At 34.3% G+C, this 16,041-nt stretch carries 10 protein-coding genes; 6 read left to right on the forward strand and 4 right to left on the reverse strand.

Features of this window, described 5'->3' with window-relative positions; translation table 11 throughout:
• Position 1: 1 nt before the first annotated feature.
• Entirely contained in the window at positions 2–433 is a 432-nt protein-coding gene (locus tag ACHRVX_RS14675; RefSeq protein WP_395333476.1) for a PaaI family thioesterase, read from the reverse strand.
• 234 nt (positions 434–667) lie between these two features.
• Here ACHRVX_RS14675 and ACHRVX_RS14680 point away from each other — a divergent pair, with 234 nt between their 5' ends.
• From ACHRVX_RS14680 to purL, 3 genes are all read left to right on the forward strand, one after another.
• Positions 668–2,185 (forward strand): hypothetical protein, encoded by a 1,518-nt coding sequence (locus tag ACHRVX_RS14680; RefSeq protein WP_395333478.1) that lies wholly within the window; start codon positions 668–670, stop codon positions 2,183–2,185.
• Positions 2,186–2,523: 338 nt separating this feature from the next.
• Positions 2,524–4,389: an endonuclease gene (locus ACHRVX_RS14685; protein WP_395333480.1), complete on the forward strand. Its 1,866-nt coding sequence runs from the start codon at positions 2,524–2,526 to the stop codon at positions 4,387–4,389.
• Positions 4,390–4,758: 369 nt separating this feature from the next.
• Positions 4,759–8,430, forward strand: coding sequence for a phosphoribosylformylglycinamidine synthase (gene purL, locus ACHRVX_RS14690; protein WP_395333482.1), 3,672 nt, complete (start codon positions 4,759–4,761; stop codon positions 8,428–8,430).
• Positions 8,431–8,997: 567 nt separating this feature from the next.
• Here purL and ACHRVX_RS14695 read toward each other — a convergent pair.
• Positions 8,998–9,276, reverse strand: coding sequence for a hypothetical protein (locus tag ACHRVX_RS14695; protein ID WP_395333484.1), 279 nt, complete (start codon positions 9,274–9,276; stop codon positions 8,998–9,000).
• A 339-nt stretch (positions 9,277–9,615) separates the two neighbouring features.
• On the opposite strand from ACHRVX_RS14695, the gene ACHRVX_RS14700 reads away from it, so the two are divergent.
• From ACHRVX_RS14700 to ACHRVX_RS14710, 3 genes are all read left to right on the forward strand, one after another.
• Positions 9,616–12,021, forward strand: coding sequence for a TonB-dependent receptor domain-containing protein (locus tag ACHRVX_RS14700; RefSeq protein WP_395333486.1), 2,406 nt, complete (start codon positions 9,616–9,618; stop codon positions 12,019–12,021).
• Between the two features lie 136 nt (positions 12,022–12,157).
• Entirely contained in the window at positions 12,158–12,589 is a 432-nt protein-coding gene (locus ACHRVX_RS14705) for a hypothetical protein (protein WP_395333488.1), read from the forward strand.
• 178 nt (positions 12,590–12,767) lie between these two features.
• A complete protein-coding gene (locus tag ACHRVX_RS14710; RefSeq protein ID WP_395333490.1) occupies positions 12,768–14,546 on the forward strand; it encodes an AMP-dependent synthetase/ligase in 1,779 nt (592 codons plus the stop codon).
• Positions 14,547–14,598: 52 nt separating this feature from the next.
• Here the strand turns inward: ACHRVX_RS14710 and ACHRVX_RS14715 are convergent, their stop codons facing one another.
• Positions 14,599–15,144, reverse strand: coding sequence for an exonuclease domain-containing protein (locus tag ACHRVX_RS14715; RefSeq protein ID WP_395333492.1), 546 nt, complete (start codon positions 15,142–15,144; stop codon positions 14,599–14,601).
• A 187-nt stretch (positions 15,145–15,331) separates the two neighbouring features.
• Positions 15,332–15,862 (reverse strand): hypothetical protein, encoded by a 531-nt coding sequence (locus ACHRVX_RS14720; RefSeq protein ID WP_395333494.1) that lies wholly within the window; start codon positions 15,860–15,862, stop codon positions 15,332–15,334.
• Positions 15,863–16,041 lie beyond the last annotated feature (179 nt).

The raw sequence follows: 16,041 nt of genomic DNA on the forward strand, positions 1-16,041 counted from the left end.
TTTATTCAGTTTTCTTTTTGTCTAAAACCATATTCGTCAGTTTACAAAGCGAAATCAGATTTCCGGCTTCATCTGTGATTTTAATTTCCCACAAATGAACACTTCTGCCTTTATGAATGATTTTTGCTGTCCCGAAAACCCAGCCTTCACGAATACTTTTCAAATGATTTGCCGAAATTTCAATTCCGCGTACTTCCTGCTCCTTTGGGTTAATAAAAAAAAAGGATGCCGCACTTCCCACACTTTCTGCTAATGCTACAGAAGCTCCGCCGTGCAATAATCCCATGGGTTGGTGAACAGACGGATTAACAGGCATTTTTGCTGTCAAAAAGTCTTCGCCAGCATCTATATATTCTATTTTTAGCGTTTCCATTAGCGTGTTTTTAGAGAACTCGTTACAACGCGCTAAAATTTGCTCTTTTGTATAATTCATTAAAATGGAATTTAAAATCGTAAAATTAAAGAAAAGAAGAGATACAAATTAGAAAATACAATTCTAAATTAAAAATCATCTGCGAACATGTAAGTTTTTTGTTATTTTTACAATCAATAAAAATATTTGCCACAGATTTCACAGATTCTCACAGATTAAAAATAAAATTTATTAAAGACTGAAATAGAAAAATCTTTTTAATCCTTTAATCTGTGCAAAAAAAAACTCATTCAAATGCGTCAATTCTTTATACTTTTTATTTTCGGAATAATTCTAACTTTTAGTTCTTGCCGAACTGATTTTGATACCGTTGCCAATTCCGGAAATTTAAAATTTTCAAAAGACACTGTATATTTAGATACTGTTTTCAAAAATATCGGATCAAGTACGTACCAGCTTAAAGTGTATAATAAAAGTAAAGATGATATTTCGATTCCGACGATTCAGCTTAAAAATGGCCTGAATTCAAAATACAGAATGACGGTTGACGGAACGAGCGGAAACAACGGAAAAATCTTTAAAGATATTACGCTTTTGGCCAAAGACAGTTTGTATATTTTTATAGAAACTACAGCAGATATTACAGACGCAAATCCGACTGACTTTTTATATACAGATCAAATTCAGTTTGATAGCGGCGCTAATCTTCAGGAAGTGGCGCTGGTCACTTTAATTCAGGATGCTGTTTTTCTTTATCCAAAACAAAATCCAGACGGAACTAAAGAAAAAATTAAAATAGATGATAAAGATGTGGATGGCTTTTATTTAGATGAAAATGATCCCGCAAACGGAAATGAATTACTTTTTACCAATCAGAAACCTTACGTGATTTATGGATTCGCAGGAATTCCCGAAAATAAAACGGTCACTTTTGAGGCCGGAGCACGGGTATTTTTTCATGCTAATTCAGGACTTTATATAGCTAATAAAGCATCGCTTCAAATTAACGGAACTGCCTCAACAACTGACAAATTAGAAAACGAAGTTATTTTTGAAGGCGATCGATTAGAATCCCTGTACGATAATATTCCCGGACAATGGAATTCGGTTATTTTTGCTAACGGAAGTAAAAATCATGCGATAAATCATCTTACTTTAAAAAATGCAATCACAGGTTTAAACCTGAAAAATCCGGATAACAGTACTACCATTCAAATAAAAAACACCCAGATTTACAATTGTGCCGAATATGGAATTTTGGCTCAAAATGCACATATTAAAGGAGAAAATATTGTAATTAATTCTGCCGGTTTAGCGAGTTTATCCTGCATATATGGCGGAGATTATATCTTTACGCATTGTACTTTTAATAATAATTGGCAAAATAGTGCACAATTTGCCGTTAATTTAAGTAACAGTTTAGCAGGTGCCACTCCTGAAACAAATCCGTTAACACAAGCGACTTTCAATAATTGCATTATTTACGGATCGGGCAGTAATGAATTCAATTTGAATAAAAATGCTACTACTCCATTTGTGTATCAACTAAATAATTGTCTGTTGAAATTTAGCAGTTCAAGCACAAATCCCGATTATCAATTTAAAACTGACGCTGCTCATTACAATCAGATTATTTTAAACGAAAACCCGAAGTTCTTCAATATTTCCCAAAACAAACTGAATATCGATAATACTTCCTCCGCTTTCGCGAAAGGAAATCAGGCTTATATAATTCCGATAGATATTATTGGAAAAACAAGAACTTCTCCGCCTGATTTAGGTGCTTATCAAAGTGCGGCATTTCCTAAATAGTTTATTTAAACCATATAAGTGATATAAGATAATTTAAGTTTTTTATTTTTTACCGCGGAGTTTCTTGTGTGATTTCTCCTTCGTCGAAATGACAAAAGTGAACGTCTTTAACAATAAAAAAAACTTTGCGCCATTGCGTCTGTACGAAATCATTTTTAAACATACTTCTAAAATGAACTTGCATCACTTATATGGTTCAAAAATTACCCGTAAGAAAATTTATCTAAAAATAATCATTCCTTAACTCAGCGTATTCCTAAAAGTAGTATTTTTGATACAATAATAAATTAAAAACCTAAAGTTCAATTTATTAACAACCCAAATCTTAAACTATTTTTATGAAAAAAAACTACTCTTTATTTTTTTTACTGCTTGTCACGGTTGGTTTTGCGCAAATTCCGTCCGGTTATTACAGCACTGCAACAGGAACAGGTTACACATTAAAAACTCAATTGTACAACATTATTAAAGGACATACTAATAATGGATATGCCGGCTTGTACACGACTTACCAAACTTCAGATGTTGATAATTTCTATGAAAATGACGGAAGTGTTTTAGACATGTACTCTGAAAATCCGTCAGGAACAGATCCTTATAATTACAGTACAGGAACAACACAAAGATGCGGCAATTATTCCGCAGAAGGCGATTGTTATAACAGAGAACACATCATTCCACAATCGATTTTTAATGAAGCATCACCAATGGTTGCCGATGCACATTTTATCACGCCAACTGACGGAAAGGTAAACGGAATGCGTTCTAATTATCCGCATGGAACCGTAAGTTCAGCAACTTATACTTCTCAAAACGGAAGCAAACTGGGGTCAAGTGCTGTTTCCGGATATTCAGGAACTGTTTTTGAACCTATCAATGCTTTTAAAGGTGACATTGCCCGAATGTATTTCTACTTTGCAACACGATACGAAAATACTGTTTCCGGATATTCTTACCCAATGTTTGACGGCTCAGCCAACAAAGTTTTTACTACTGCATTTTTAAATATGTTATTGGCATGGAATGCTCAGGATCCTGTGAGCGCAAGAGAAATTGCAAGAAACAATGCTATTTATGGTCGTCAAAATAACAGAAATCCCTATATAGATCATCCTGAATATGTAAATCAAATTTGGGGCGGTACTGCTCCTTCCGGAGATACTCAGGCGCCAACTGCTGCAACAAGTTTAGCTTCTACAGCAAAAACCGCGACTTCTATTACACTTGCATGGAACGCATCGACTGATAATGTTGGCGTAACAGGTTATGATGTTTATGCCAATAGCGTTTTAAAAACTACTATATCCGGAACATCTGCAACAATCACTGGTTTAACTGCTTCAACAAGTTATTCAATTTATGTAAAAGCCAAAGATGCAGCAGGAAATACCTCAGCATCAAGCAATACAATCACCGTTATAACCAACGCAGGCGGAGGAACCGGAGGAACAGCAACGGAATTATTATTCTCTGAATATATTGAAGGATCAGGAAATAATAAAGCCTTAGAAATCGCTAATAATACAGGAAGTTCAGTAAGTTTATCAGCCTATACCGTAAAAAAACAAACAAATGGCGCCGGTTCATGGAGCACAGGTTTGGTTTTAAGCGGAACATTAACTGCCGGAAGTAAATTTACGATTGTCAACAGTTCAATGTCTTCAAGCTGTTTTGCTACAAGTGCCGCTAATATTTCAACAACGGCAACAGAGTTAACTTTTAACGGAAATGACGCTGTTGGTTTATTTAAAAACGGAGTTTTAATTGACATCATTGGAACTTTTAGTGGCGGAACTGCAAATTTTGCCGCTGATGTAACTTTAAGAAGAAAATCTACAGTAACTGCTCCGTCTACAACATTCAACCTAAGCTCTCAATGGGATTCGTATAGCGTTGATACTTGTTCAAATTTAGGTGCTAAACCAGCAAATGATACAAATCTTGCAATACCGGAAGAAACTTATACGGAATTACAAGGTCCGATTTTATATCCAAATCCATCTAACGGAAATTTCAACATTTACTTTAATACTATTAATTCACCTTATTCTATCGAGATAATTTCAATAGCAGGTCAGAAGGTATTTGAGCAATCAAATCGTACTGATTCATTATCGACGATAAATAATTTGCCAAAAGGCATCTACATTGTTCGTGTTACTACAGATGATGAAACTTTTAGTAAAAAAATCATTATCAACTAATTAAAACGAGTGCTTACTACATTTAAAAGCGGCAATATTGCCGCTTTTTTTGTTTTACCATTCCTGGCTTTTTTCCCACCATATAAGTGATATAAGTTTATTTTAAGTTTTACTTTTTTCGCACAAAGTCGCAAAGTTTTTATTCACTAATTCTAAGAAACTTAAATTATCCCATATAACTTATATGTGAAAAACAAAAAACCTTAGGTATTTGCGAGCAAAATTCACACGTTAGTTAAATGAACTTATATTACTTATATGGTTTAAAAAAGCATCTGTTTATTTTTTCAAAAGACTTTGTTTTCAAATTTGCGCTTGCTATTTATTTACACTAAATTTGCACCTCAATACAACAAACTACACAAAACAATGATCCATTTCTTTGAAAACCAAAGCAAAACTGTTTTTGCCGTACAAACGCAAAACGAAATTTCGGCTCAAGACATTTCAAAATTAAACTGGCTTTTTGCCAACTCTAATAAGATCGAAAAATCCGCGCTGTCGGATTTTTTTGTTGGTCCACGTGCCACTATGATCACACCCTGGAGTACAAATGCTGTAGAAATCACTCAAAATATGGGTATTCCCGGCATTATCAGAATTGAAGAATTTCATCCGGCAACGGAAGATTTCACTGATTTTGACCCAATGCTTTCACAAAAATTCAATCAATTAGATCAGGAGATTTTCACGATCAATGTTCAGCCTGAACCAATTTTGGAAATCGATGATATTGCAACTTATAATAAAGTTGAAGGTTTGGCTTTAAGCCAGGAAGAAGTAGATTATTTAGACAATCTTGCTGTAAAACTAGGAAGAAAATTAACTGATTCTGAAATTTTTGCTTTCTCTCAGGCAAATTCAGAACACTGTCGTCACAAAATTTTCAACGGAACTTTTGTAATCGATGGTGAAGAAAAAGAAACTTCTCTTTTTAAATTAATCAAAAAAACATCACAGGAAAATCCTAATGATATAGTGTCTGCTTACAAAGACAACGTTGCTTTTGTAAAAGGACCAAAAGTGCAGCAATTTGCACCAAAAACAGCAGACAAACCAGATTATTACGAGATCAAAGAATTTGATTCGGTTTTATCTTTAAAAGCAGAAACACACAATTTCCCAACAACTGTAGAACCTTTCAACGGAGCTGCAACAGGTTCAGGAGGAGAAATTCGTGACCGTTTAGCTGGAGGACAAGGTTCTTTGCCATTAGCAGGAACTGCAGTTTATATGACTTCATATTCTCGTTTGAAATCCTTCGACTCCGCTCAGGATGACAGGACTTGGGAAAATGCAATGGAAGAAAGAAAATGGCTGTACCAAACCCCAATGGATATTTTGATCAAAGCTTCAAACGGAGCTTCTGATTTTGGAAATAAATTCGGCCAACCGCTTATTACAGGTTCGGTTTTGACTTTCGAACATTCAGAAAATGACCGTAAAATTGGTTATGATAAAGTAATCATGCAAGCGGGCGGAATTGGTTACGGAAAATTAGATCAGGCTATTAAAAAGAAACCACAAGAAGGCGATAAAATCGTAATCTTAGGTGGAGAAAATTATAGAATCGGAATGGGTGGAGCTGCGGTTTCCTCTGCAGATACTGGAGCTTTTGGTTCAGGAATTGAATTAAATGCAATCCAACGTTCGAACCCGGAAATGCAAAAACGTGCTGCAAACGCCATTCGTGGTTTGGTAGAAAGCGATCACAACCCAATTGTTTCTATTCACGATCACGGAGCTGGAGGACACTTAAACTGTCTTTCTGAATTGGTGGAAGAAACGGGCGGATTAATCGATTTGGATAAATTGCCTGTTGGAGATCCTACACTTTCTGCAAAAGAAATTATTGGTAACGAATCTCAGGAAAGAATGGGATTGGTTATTGGTCAAAAAGATATTGATATTTTGCAACGAATCGCCGACAGAGAGCGTTCGCCAATGTATCAGGTTGGAGATGTTACGGGAGATCACCGTTTTACCTTTCAATCAAAATCAAATGGTTCAAAACCGATGGATTATGCTTTAGAAGATTTCTTCGGAAGCTCTCCTAAAACGGTTATGAATGACAAAACTATCGATAGAAAATATGCTGATGTTTCTTATGACAAAGCAGATTTCGAAAAATATTTACAAGATGTTTTACGTCTTGAAGCTGTTGCCTCAAAAGACTGGTTGACGAATAAAGTAGACCGTTGTGTGGGTGGAAAAGTAGCAAAACAACAAAATGCAGGTCCTCTACAATTGCCTTTGAATAATGTTGGAGTTATGGCTCTGGATTATTTAGGTAAGGAAGGAATCGCCACTTCTATTGGCCACGCTCCTATTGCCGCTTTGATTGATCCGGTTGCAGGAAGCAGAAATGCTATCGCAGAATCGTTATCAAACATTGTTTGGGCACCAATAAAAGATGGTTTAAAAGGAATTTCATTATCGGCTAACTGGATGTGGGCTTGTAAAAACGAAGGTGAAGACGCTCGTTTATACGCTGCTGTTGAAGGTTGTTCTGAATTTGCAATCGAATTGGGAATCAATATTCCGACAGGAAAAGATTCACTTTCGATGAAACAAAAATATCCAAACGACGAAGTAATCGCACCGGGAACGGTTATTATTTCGGCTGGAGGAAACTGTACCGATATTAGAAAAGTAGTTGAACCGGTTTTACAGAAAAACGGAGATTCTATCTATTATATCAATTTGTCTCAGGATGATTTCAAATTAGGAGGGTCTTCTTTTGCACAAATCAGAAACACAATTGGGAAAGAAACTTCTACTATAAAAGATGCATCTTTCTTTAAAAATGCTTTTAATACGATTCAGGAATTAATCGGTGAGAACCAAATTCTTGCAGGTCACGATATTGGAAGCGGTGGTTTGATTACTACTTTATTAGAATTGTGTTTTGCTGATGTAAATCTGGGAGCAAAAATTGATTTTAGTGCTTTCGCGGAAAAAGACTTATTGAAAATCCTTTTCGCTGAAAACATCGGAATTGTTTTTCAAGCTAAATCTGATGCTGCTGTTGAAGCTAAATTAAATGCGAATAATATCGAATTCTTCAAATTAGGAAAAGCGACAACTACTGAGACTTTAGACCTTGGACTTTGGACTTTAGACATTAAAAAGTACAGAGACATTTGGTTTGAAACTTCTTATTTATTAGATCAAAAACAATCTAAAAACGGAAGAGCTCTGGCACGCTTTGATAACTATAAAAATCAGGTTCTACAATATACTTTCCCAGCTCACTTTACAGGTAAAAAGCCAGTAATCGATGCTTCGAAGCCAAAACCTAAGGCTGCTATTATTCGTGAAAAAGGAAGTAATTCTGAGCGCGAAATGGCAAATGCAATGTACTTAGCAGGTTTTGATGTAAAAGACGTTCACATGACCGATTTAATTTCCGGACGTGAAACTCTTGAAGATATTCAGTTTATTGGTGCTGTTGGAGGATTCTCTAATTCAGACGTTTTAGGTTCTGCCAAAGGTTGGGCGGGAGCTTTCTTATACAACGAAAAAGCAAAAACAGCTTTAGATAATTTCTTTAAAAGAAAAGATACGTTGTCTGTTGGTATCTGTAACGGTTGCCAATTGTTTATGGAATTGGAAGTGATTAATCCTGAGCATGAAGTTCATGGAAAAATGCTTCATAACGAAAGCCAGAAACACGAAAGTATCTTTACATCTGTAAAAGTTCAGGAGAATAATTCGGTTATGTTGTCGACTTTAGCCGGAAGTACTTTAGGAGTTTGGGTTTCTCACGGAGAAGGAAAGTTCAATTTGCCTCTTGCCGAAGAAAACTACAATATCGTTTCTAAATATGCTTACGAAGGTTATCCTGCAAACCCTAACGGATCTGATTATAACACAGCAATGATGTGTGATAAAACAGGAAGACATTTAGTGATGATGCCTCATATTGAGCGTTCAACTTTCCAATGGAACTGGGCGAATTATCCAAAAGACAGAAATGATGAAGTTTCGCCTTGGCATGAAGCTTTTGTGAATGCAAGAAAATGGATTGAGAAAATCTAAAAATATATTTTAAAAACGCCCGAATTTTATCGGGCGTTTTTTTTTGTTTTTTTGCCACGAATTGCACTAATTTCCACTAATTGCTTTGTGTTAATTTTTACAATTTCAAAAAAGCTAAATTAATTTGCGCTAATTCGTGCAATTCGTGGCGAAAAAAATGAGTGTAAAATGTATGTTTTGTTTTTTTTGCCAAGAATTGCACAAATTCCCACTAATTGCTTTGTGTTAATTTTTTGCGATTTCAAAAAAAGCTTAATTAATTCGCGCTAATTCGTGAAATTCGCGGCTGAAAAAAAATGAGTGTAAACTGTGTGTTCTGTTTTTTTGCCACGAATTGCACAAATTCCCACTAATTGCTTTGTGTTAATTTTTTGCGATTTCAAAAAAAGCTTAATTAATTCGTGTTAATTCGTGAAATTCGCGGCTGAAAAAAAATGAGTGTAAACTATATGTTCTGTTTTTTTTGCCACAAATTGCACAAATTCCCACTAATTGCTTTGTGTTAATTTTTTGCGATTTCAAAAAAGCTAAATTAATTCGTGCGATTCGTGGCGAAAAATATTTCTTCTACCTTTTAGCTAAGGAAGCAAGTCCCGTAACAATTCCTGAAGAAGCAAATGCTGCTAATCCGGAAGCAATGGCATTTTGACCTGCAAAAAATTGATTCTCCATTATTGCATTTCTAAACAATGTTCCTCCGGCAATTCCGGCAATTATTGACAAGCCTAAAACAGTATAAACCCACCAAGGCTCAGGATCTGGATGCGGATGTGGATTTTTCCAGGGTCTCCAACCCGGATATTTTGTGCCACATAATCCCATCATTACAAAAAAAGCAGTTTCCATAATATAAATTTTAAAATAATGCCTACTCATTTGCTTTTCGGCTTACGCAATTAATTCATTACAAAACTACTTTGTCCTTAAATGGAATTACTTCTGCTTTTGCCTGTTTTTATCAGGGGAAAAATACCCTTTTTTAGTGAAGCTCAAAATAGTAAATTTCTAACAAATAGAAACATAGATAAATACTTCAAAAAAGACATTTCAGTTATTAAAATGCACAGCTCTAAATAGGTCAAAAAGCATCTTACATCGTATTCTTTAATACTATCTAAGAATAATTTAATACTATCTTAAGGCAGTTTAAGCAAGGGTATTTATTGGGATAAATATCTTTGTTTTATGAAAAAATGGAAACAAAACTTATCTCTATTGATTTTCTTATTTACTATAAGTCAATTTTCTTTTGGTCAAAAATCCTCATCCGTACAAGGCACAATTTCTGACGGGAAACTTCCTTTGGAATTTGTTGACGTTATTTTAAAAAACACAAACGACTCTACAAAAGTGGCCAATTATGCCGTGACAGATGCGTTGGGAAATTTTTCTCTTGATAATGTACTTTCGGGAGATTATGAGTTACAATTCAAGTTAATAGGTTTCAAAACTTTTACTCAAAAAATCAAAGTTGCTGATTCTCCAATATTTATTCGAAACATTACTTTACAAAACGACACTAATTTACTGAATGCTGTTGTGGTGAATTCTCAAAAGAAACAAATACAAAAAACAGCCGAAGGTTTTGTTTTTAATGCCGTTTCGAATATTTCACAATCCGGTGGAACTGCTACAGATATGCTAAAAAGTATTCCAACAGTTACTGTTGATGCTGACGGAGGAATAACATTACGCGGAAAATCGCCTATGATTTTGATTAACGGAAAAAATTCTGCGATAACTAATATGGATCAGATTGCCGCAAGCAGTATTGAAAGTATTGAGGTTATTAGCAATCCTACTGCCAAGTATGATGCAAACGCCGAAAGCGGAATTATCAATATTAAGCTTAAAAAAAATAACCAAAGCGGTATAAATGGTGCTGTAGTTTTAGGAAGTGGTTTTGGTGCAAAAGGCAGATGGAACAGTTCTGTGCTTATAAATCAAAAATCAGAAAAGTGGAATTTTGGTTTGGGATATGACAATCGTTTTGCGGGAAGGACTAAAAAAATAAAAGGCGAAAGAATTAATAATTTCATTGATGATGAACATTTTATCAATCAAAATAGAAATGACGAAAGAACGGAAGGTTTACAGAATCTAAAATTTAATATTGATTTTTCGCCAAACGAGAGCAACAGCTTTTCATTTGAAGCTTTAGGAAATCTGGAAAATCAGGATAATGACGAGACTTTGCATACGCAGGTGAACACACATATGAATCAGTTTTTTTCTGATAATATCCGGCATTCTCTTGAATTAGAACGATCAAAAGTTGGTGAACTGGCTTTTACTTATGACAGGAAATTTGCTGATGATCGAAAAAGCCTGACCGCGAGTATTACTTCTTCTTTTAATAAACACAGGGAAAACACCAATATTGATACTTATAACTACGATCAGTATAATGCGCAAATTGGTGATGCTTTTTTACAAAGAACGCACAATTACGAACACGAAAATATATCAAATACTCTTGTAAATTATGCGATTCCGGTTTCGCAAAAATCTATTCTGGAAACGGGTTACAAAGGAACATTTCGCTTTTTTAATTCAGATTTTGAAAGTGCCGAAAGGAATAACGGAGAATATGTAATTAATTCCTTATCCAGTAATTCATTTCGCTTTAATGAACAAATAAATGCTGTTTACGGTATGCTGAATTCTTTTGTTGGCGATAACGAAAACCCAAAGTGGAAATATAATCTGGGTTTACGTGCAGAAAATGTTTCGAACAATGGAGCAACAAAAAATAATAGTGACCGCTTTAGTAATGATTATTATAAACTTTTTCCAGCAGCATCTTTACAATTAAATTTAGGATCTGATGAATTTGTTAAAATTGGGTATAACAAACGTATTAATCGTCCGGATTTAGACGAGTTGAACCCATTTGTAGATATTACTGATGCGCTGAATCCGCATGGTGGAAACCCATATTTGAAACCAGAAATTATTCATATTGGCGAAATAAGTTATAATAAGGAGTGGTCAAAATACTCGTTTTCAACCAATGCTTTTTATAGAAATGCGACCAATACTATTAAACAATATGGCGAATTACAAGACAATGGTGTTATTTTCCTGCAACCCCGAAATATTGCTACCACAATTACTTATGGTTTAGAAACTATTTTTAGTTTAAAACCAGTTGCCTTTTACGATGCAAATATCAGTGTCACTACTTTTCAGCAAAATATAAATGCTTCTAATTTAGCGCAGGATGTGGTGAATAAAGCTTTAAGCTGGTACGGAAAAATCATTAATAATTTTATTCCCTGGAAAGGCTCAAAATTACAAATCATTGGTAATTATAATTCGGCGTTGGCAACTTCGCAAGGAAAAAGAATTCCTGTTTATAATGTTGATATGGGTTTTCAGCAAAAAATAGGCAAAGGAAATGCGCGTCTGGGATTGGTTATTACTGATATGTTCAACACGCTGGAAAGCGGTTATAAAAACAATACGTTGCTTTTTAGTAATAACCGAACTTCAAAATCTGATACGCGTGCATTGATGGTTACTTTTGCGTATACTTTTAAATCTGATTTTAAAGAAAAATTATTAGAAAATCAGTTTTCTACGGAGTAATATTTTTATATAATAAAAAAATTCATTCTTGTAATTGGGATTCATTTTTCTAATGAAATTTGAACTATATTCGCAAAAAAATCTTGCCACTGGATTTTTTTTTGTAATTCAAAAAAACACTAAATCCTACTATAGAATGAAATCTTTACATGTATTACTTATCACGTTATTTTTAGTTGCGACACAATCTCATTCACAAGTTCAGGTGGACCAAATTGCCTACAATGGCCGCGATCATTTTATTACTACAACTATTGGTTATCCTGCTTCCGGGACTTATATCCCAACGGGACAAAAAGTCCCAAGTACAATACTTAATCCTGATGGAACAGGAGTGATTCAGGCTGATGATTTAACTAAAACAAAGATCAACTGGGGAATTGAATGTACGGATGAAGGAATTCCAATTTTCAAGGAAGGATTCAATAGTGCTACTTATACATTCTGGTACAGAACAAACGATAGCGATAAGTGGAATTATTCTCAATTTTCAATACATTTTGCCAAGAAAAAAATGTTTTTAATGGGCGAAAGAGTAAGAGAATATGTTGATTACAATGTGCAATAATCTTAAAGAGACCTAAATCAAAATAAATTTTTCTTGGTTTTTTAGAGCATTTGCTACAAATAAGAAAACGTTTTCGTAAAATTTCAATAGTACCTATAATTTTTCCCATAAATTTTAATAAAATTAAGAATTATACCTTATTTTTATTTAATTTGCAGTAAAATTCAATATATTAAACATGGTTTCAATCACACGCCTTTTTGATTTTCCTTATTATCAACAAGAAACTTATAACCTTCAGGTTGCCTTAGCAACTAAAAAAAATGGAGTCTGGGAAAAAACTTCTAGCCAGGAATATATTGAAAAAGCTAATGCTGTTTCAAGGGCATTATTACGAATGGGCGTTCAGAAAGATGATAAAATCGCTTTAATCACTTCAAGCAATCGTACAGAATGGAATATCATGGATATTGGTATTTTGCAAACCGGTGCACAGAACGTGCCTATTTATCCAACAATTTCAGAAGAAGATTACGAATATATATTAAACCACAGCGGTAGTATTTACTGTTTTGTTTCTGATGATGAAGTACTTCAAAAGGTAAATGCGATTAAAGCAAATGTACCAAGCTTGAAAGAAGTGTATACTTTTGATGAGATTTCAGGTGCTAAACATTGGTCAGAATTATTGACTTTAGGATCTGATGAAAGTAATCAGTCCGAAGTTGAAGCTAAAAAAGACAGCATTAACGAAGATGATTTAGCTACTATAATATACACGTCAGGAACTACAGGAAAACCTAAAGGTGTTATGTTATCGCACAAAAATATCGTGTCGAATGTTTTAGACAGCGCGCCAAGAATTCCGTTTGATGCAGGAAAAAGTACTGCTTTGAGCTTCTTGCCTATTTGCCATATTTTTGAAAGAATGATTTTATACATTTATCAATATTATGGTGTGTCGGTTTATTTTGGAGAATCAATTGAGAAAATCAGTGATAATTTAAAAGAAGTCCGACCAACGGTTATTACGGCTGTACCAAGACTTTTAGAAAAAGTTTACGATAAAATTTACGCAAAAGGAGCTGAATTAACCGGCATTAAGAAAAAACTATTTTTCTGGGCTATTGATTTAGGTTTAAAATATGAACCATACGGAGCAAATGGTTTCTGGTATGAGTTTCAATTAAAGATTGCAAGAAAACTTATTTTCAGTAAATGGAAAGAAGGTTTAGGAGGAAATTTAGAATTACTGGTTTCCGGTAGTGCCGCTTTACAACCTCGCTTAACAAGAGTTTTTGCTGCTGCCGAACTTCCTGTTATGGAAGGTTACGGATTATCCGAGACATCTCCGGTAATTGCGGTTAACGATCAAAGAAACAAAGGTTTCAAGATTGGAACTGTTGGAAAAGTGATTCAAAATGTAGAAGTTAAAATTGCACAAGACGGCGAAATTCTTTGCAAAGGACCTAATGTAATGATGGGTTATTTTAAGGATCCTGAAAAAACTGCCGAAGCTTTACAGGACGGATATTTTCATACGGGAGATATTGGTGAAATTGACAGTGAAGGCTTCCTTAAAATTACAGACCGTAAAAAGGAAATGTTTAAGACTTCCGGAGGGAAATATATTGCACCTCAATTGATTGAAAATGCAATGAAACAATCTCGTTTTATTGAGCAGATCATGGTAATTGGTGAAGGCGAAAAAATGCCGGCAGCTTTTATCCAGCCTAATTTTGAATTTGTAAAAGAATGGGCAAAAATTCACAAAATAACTTTAGGAAGCACTGACAAAGAAATCAGCGAAAACCCTGATGTTATCAAACGTATTGACGAAGAAGTAGAAGGAATCAATGAGAAATTTGGTCACTGGGAAAAAATCAAACGTTTTGAGTTAACTCCGGATGTCTGGTCTATTAATGGCGGACAGCTTACTCCTACTTTGAAACTGAAACGTAAAATTATTAAAGAAATTTATAAAGATCTTTATCTTAAAATATACGATCACAATTAAATCAAAATAATATAACCCACGAAAACGGCTGCCTTTTTTAAGACAGCCGTTTTTAATTCTGCAAACACCAATTCAGGATTTTGGCGATGTTTTTTGCATCGTCAATACCACGGTGATGCGTTCCTTCCAGCGGAATATCCAATAAATGCAAAGCACCGTTCATTCCGGTTGGTTTTTGCAAATTCAATTTCTCCGCAACAAGCGTTTTAACATTGATATGCTGATCGCCCATTGGGTAGGCAATTCCAAATGATTTACATTGTATTTTGATCATATTGATATCGTATTGACCGTAACTTACCCACGTATGTAAATCAGGCTGATATTCGCTGACCAATTTTTCAATAGCTTCCTCAAAAGAAATTCTGTTTTTATCCAGTAAATCCTGTGTAATCGTGGTTAATTCTGTACAAAACGGACTTACAACCGATCGCTGGGCCTTTATTAATATCCCTTGATTTTGAGTAATTTCTCCGGTTTTTGAATCTAAAACGGCTATACCAATTTCAATAATTTCATTTTCCTGACCTTCAGGAATTGTACTTTGCCAACATGTGGCTTCTAAATCGATAATAATAATTTTATCTGTGGTTTTCATTTTTGTTTTTATTATTGGTTTGTTATATCAACACATAGAATTATAGCTTGTTAACTTGCTTTACAGACATCTGTGTTTGTTAGATAAAACTTCCCGTGTTTTATATTAATTTTAAATTTCTCTATTTTAATAGAGGTTTCAGTTCAGGAATACTGTTTCAATTGACCCTGTTTTTTGACCTGTTTCCCTAGAAAAGGTAGCTGCAAAATTTCAGGAAAAGATTTTCTTTTTTAGGAGGTCTTATTGACGCTCCATTTTTATTGTCCACAAAACTCTGTTTTGCAGTGGTCTCTTTTTCTATTGCAGCAACTGTTTTAGGCTTATCAGTAACATCAAACTGTTTAGCCTCATCAATTCTGTACTTTTCATTAAACTTTTTAAAAGGACGCGGTTGAAAATCTACCATAATCGCTGCCATATTGATTGCATCGATATTCGATGGATCTGTTTCGCCCTTAAAGAAGGTTTCGATAGGTCTGAACTTATCTTTTTGCTCCTTAAACTTATTCTTTTTTGTATGATCAAAATCTATAGAGAATAAATTTCTAAAAACATTCAGGTCATCCTGAGTTGGGTTATTTTCGAAAATTAACCAACAGAAATCACGTAGTTTTCCACGAGACGGACTATATAAATAATCAAAGTATTGTTGTTCTTTCTCTATCTCATATTTATTCTGGATCGCTTTTTTATATTCTTTTAGTGTATTATTACGCATGATATTTCTTTTTTAGAAATTCTTGGGAATCTCAGGAAAGAGAAGTATTTCCGGGAATCGTTTACATACAATATCCCTTGAATTTACCTTTTCATTCCATCGTTTAATGAGCTCCGCATCTGTTTTTTGTACTACTCCAAACAAACACTCACTAAACCTAATTATATTTATAAGACCAA

Origin of the sequence: Flavobacterium sp. FlaQc-47, from assembly GCF_044006475.1 — a bacterium.
Taxonomy (GTDB): domain Bacteria; phylum Bacteroidota; class Bacteroidia; order Flavobacteriales; family Flavobacteriaceae; genus Flavobacterium.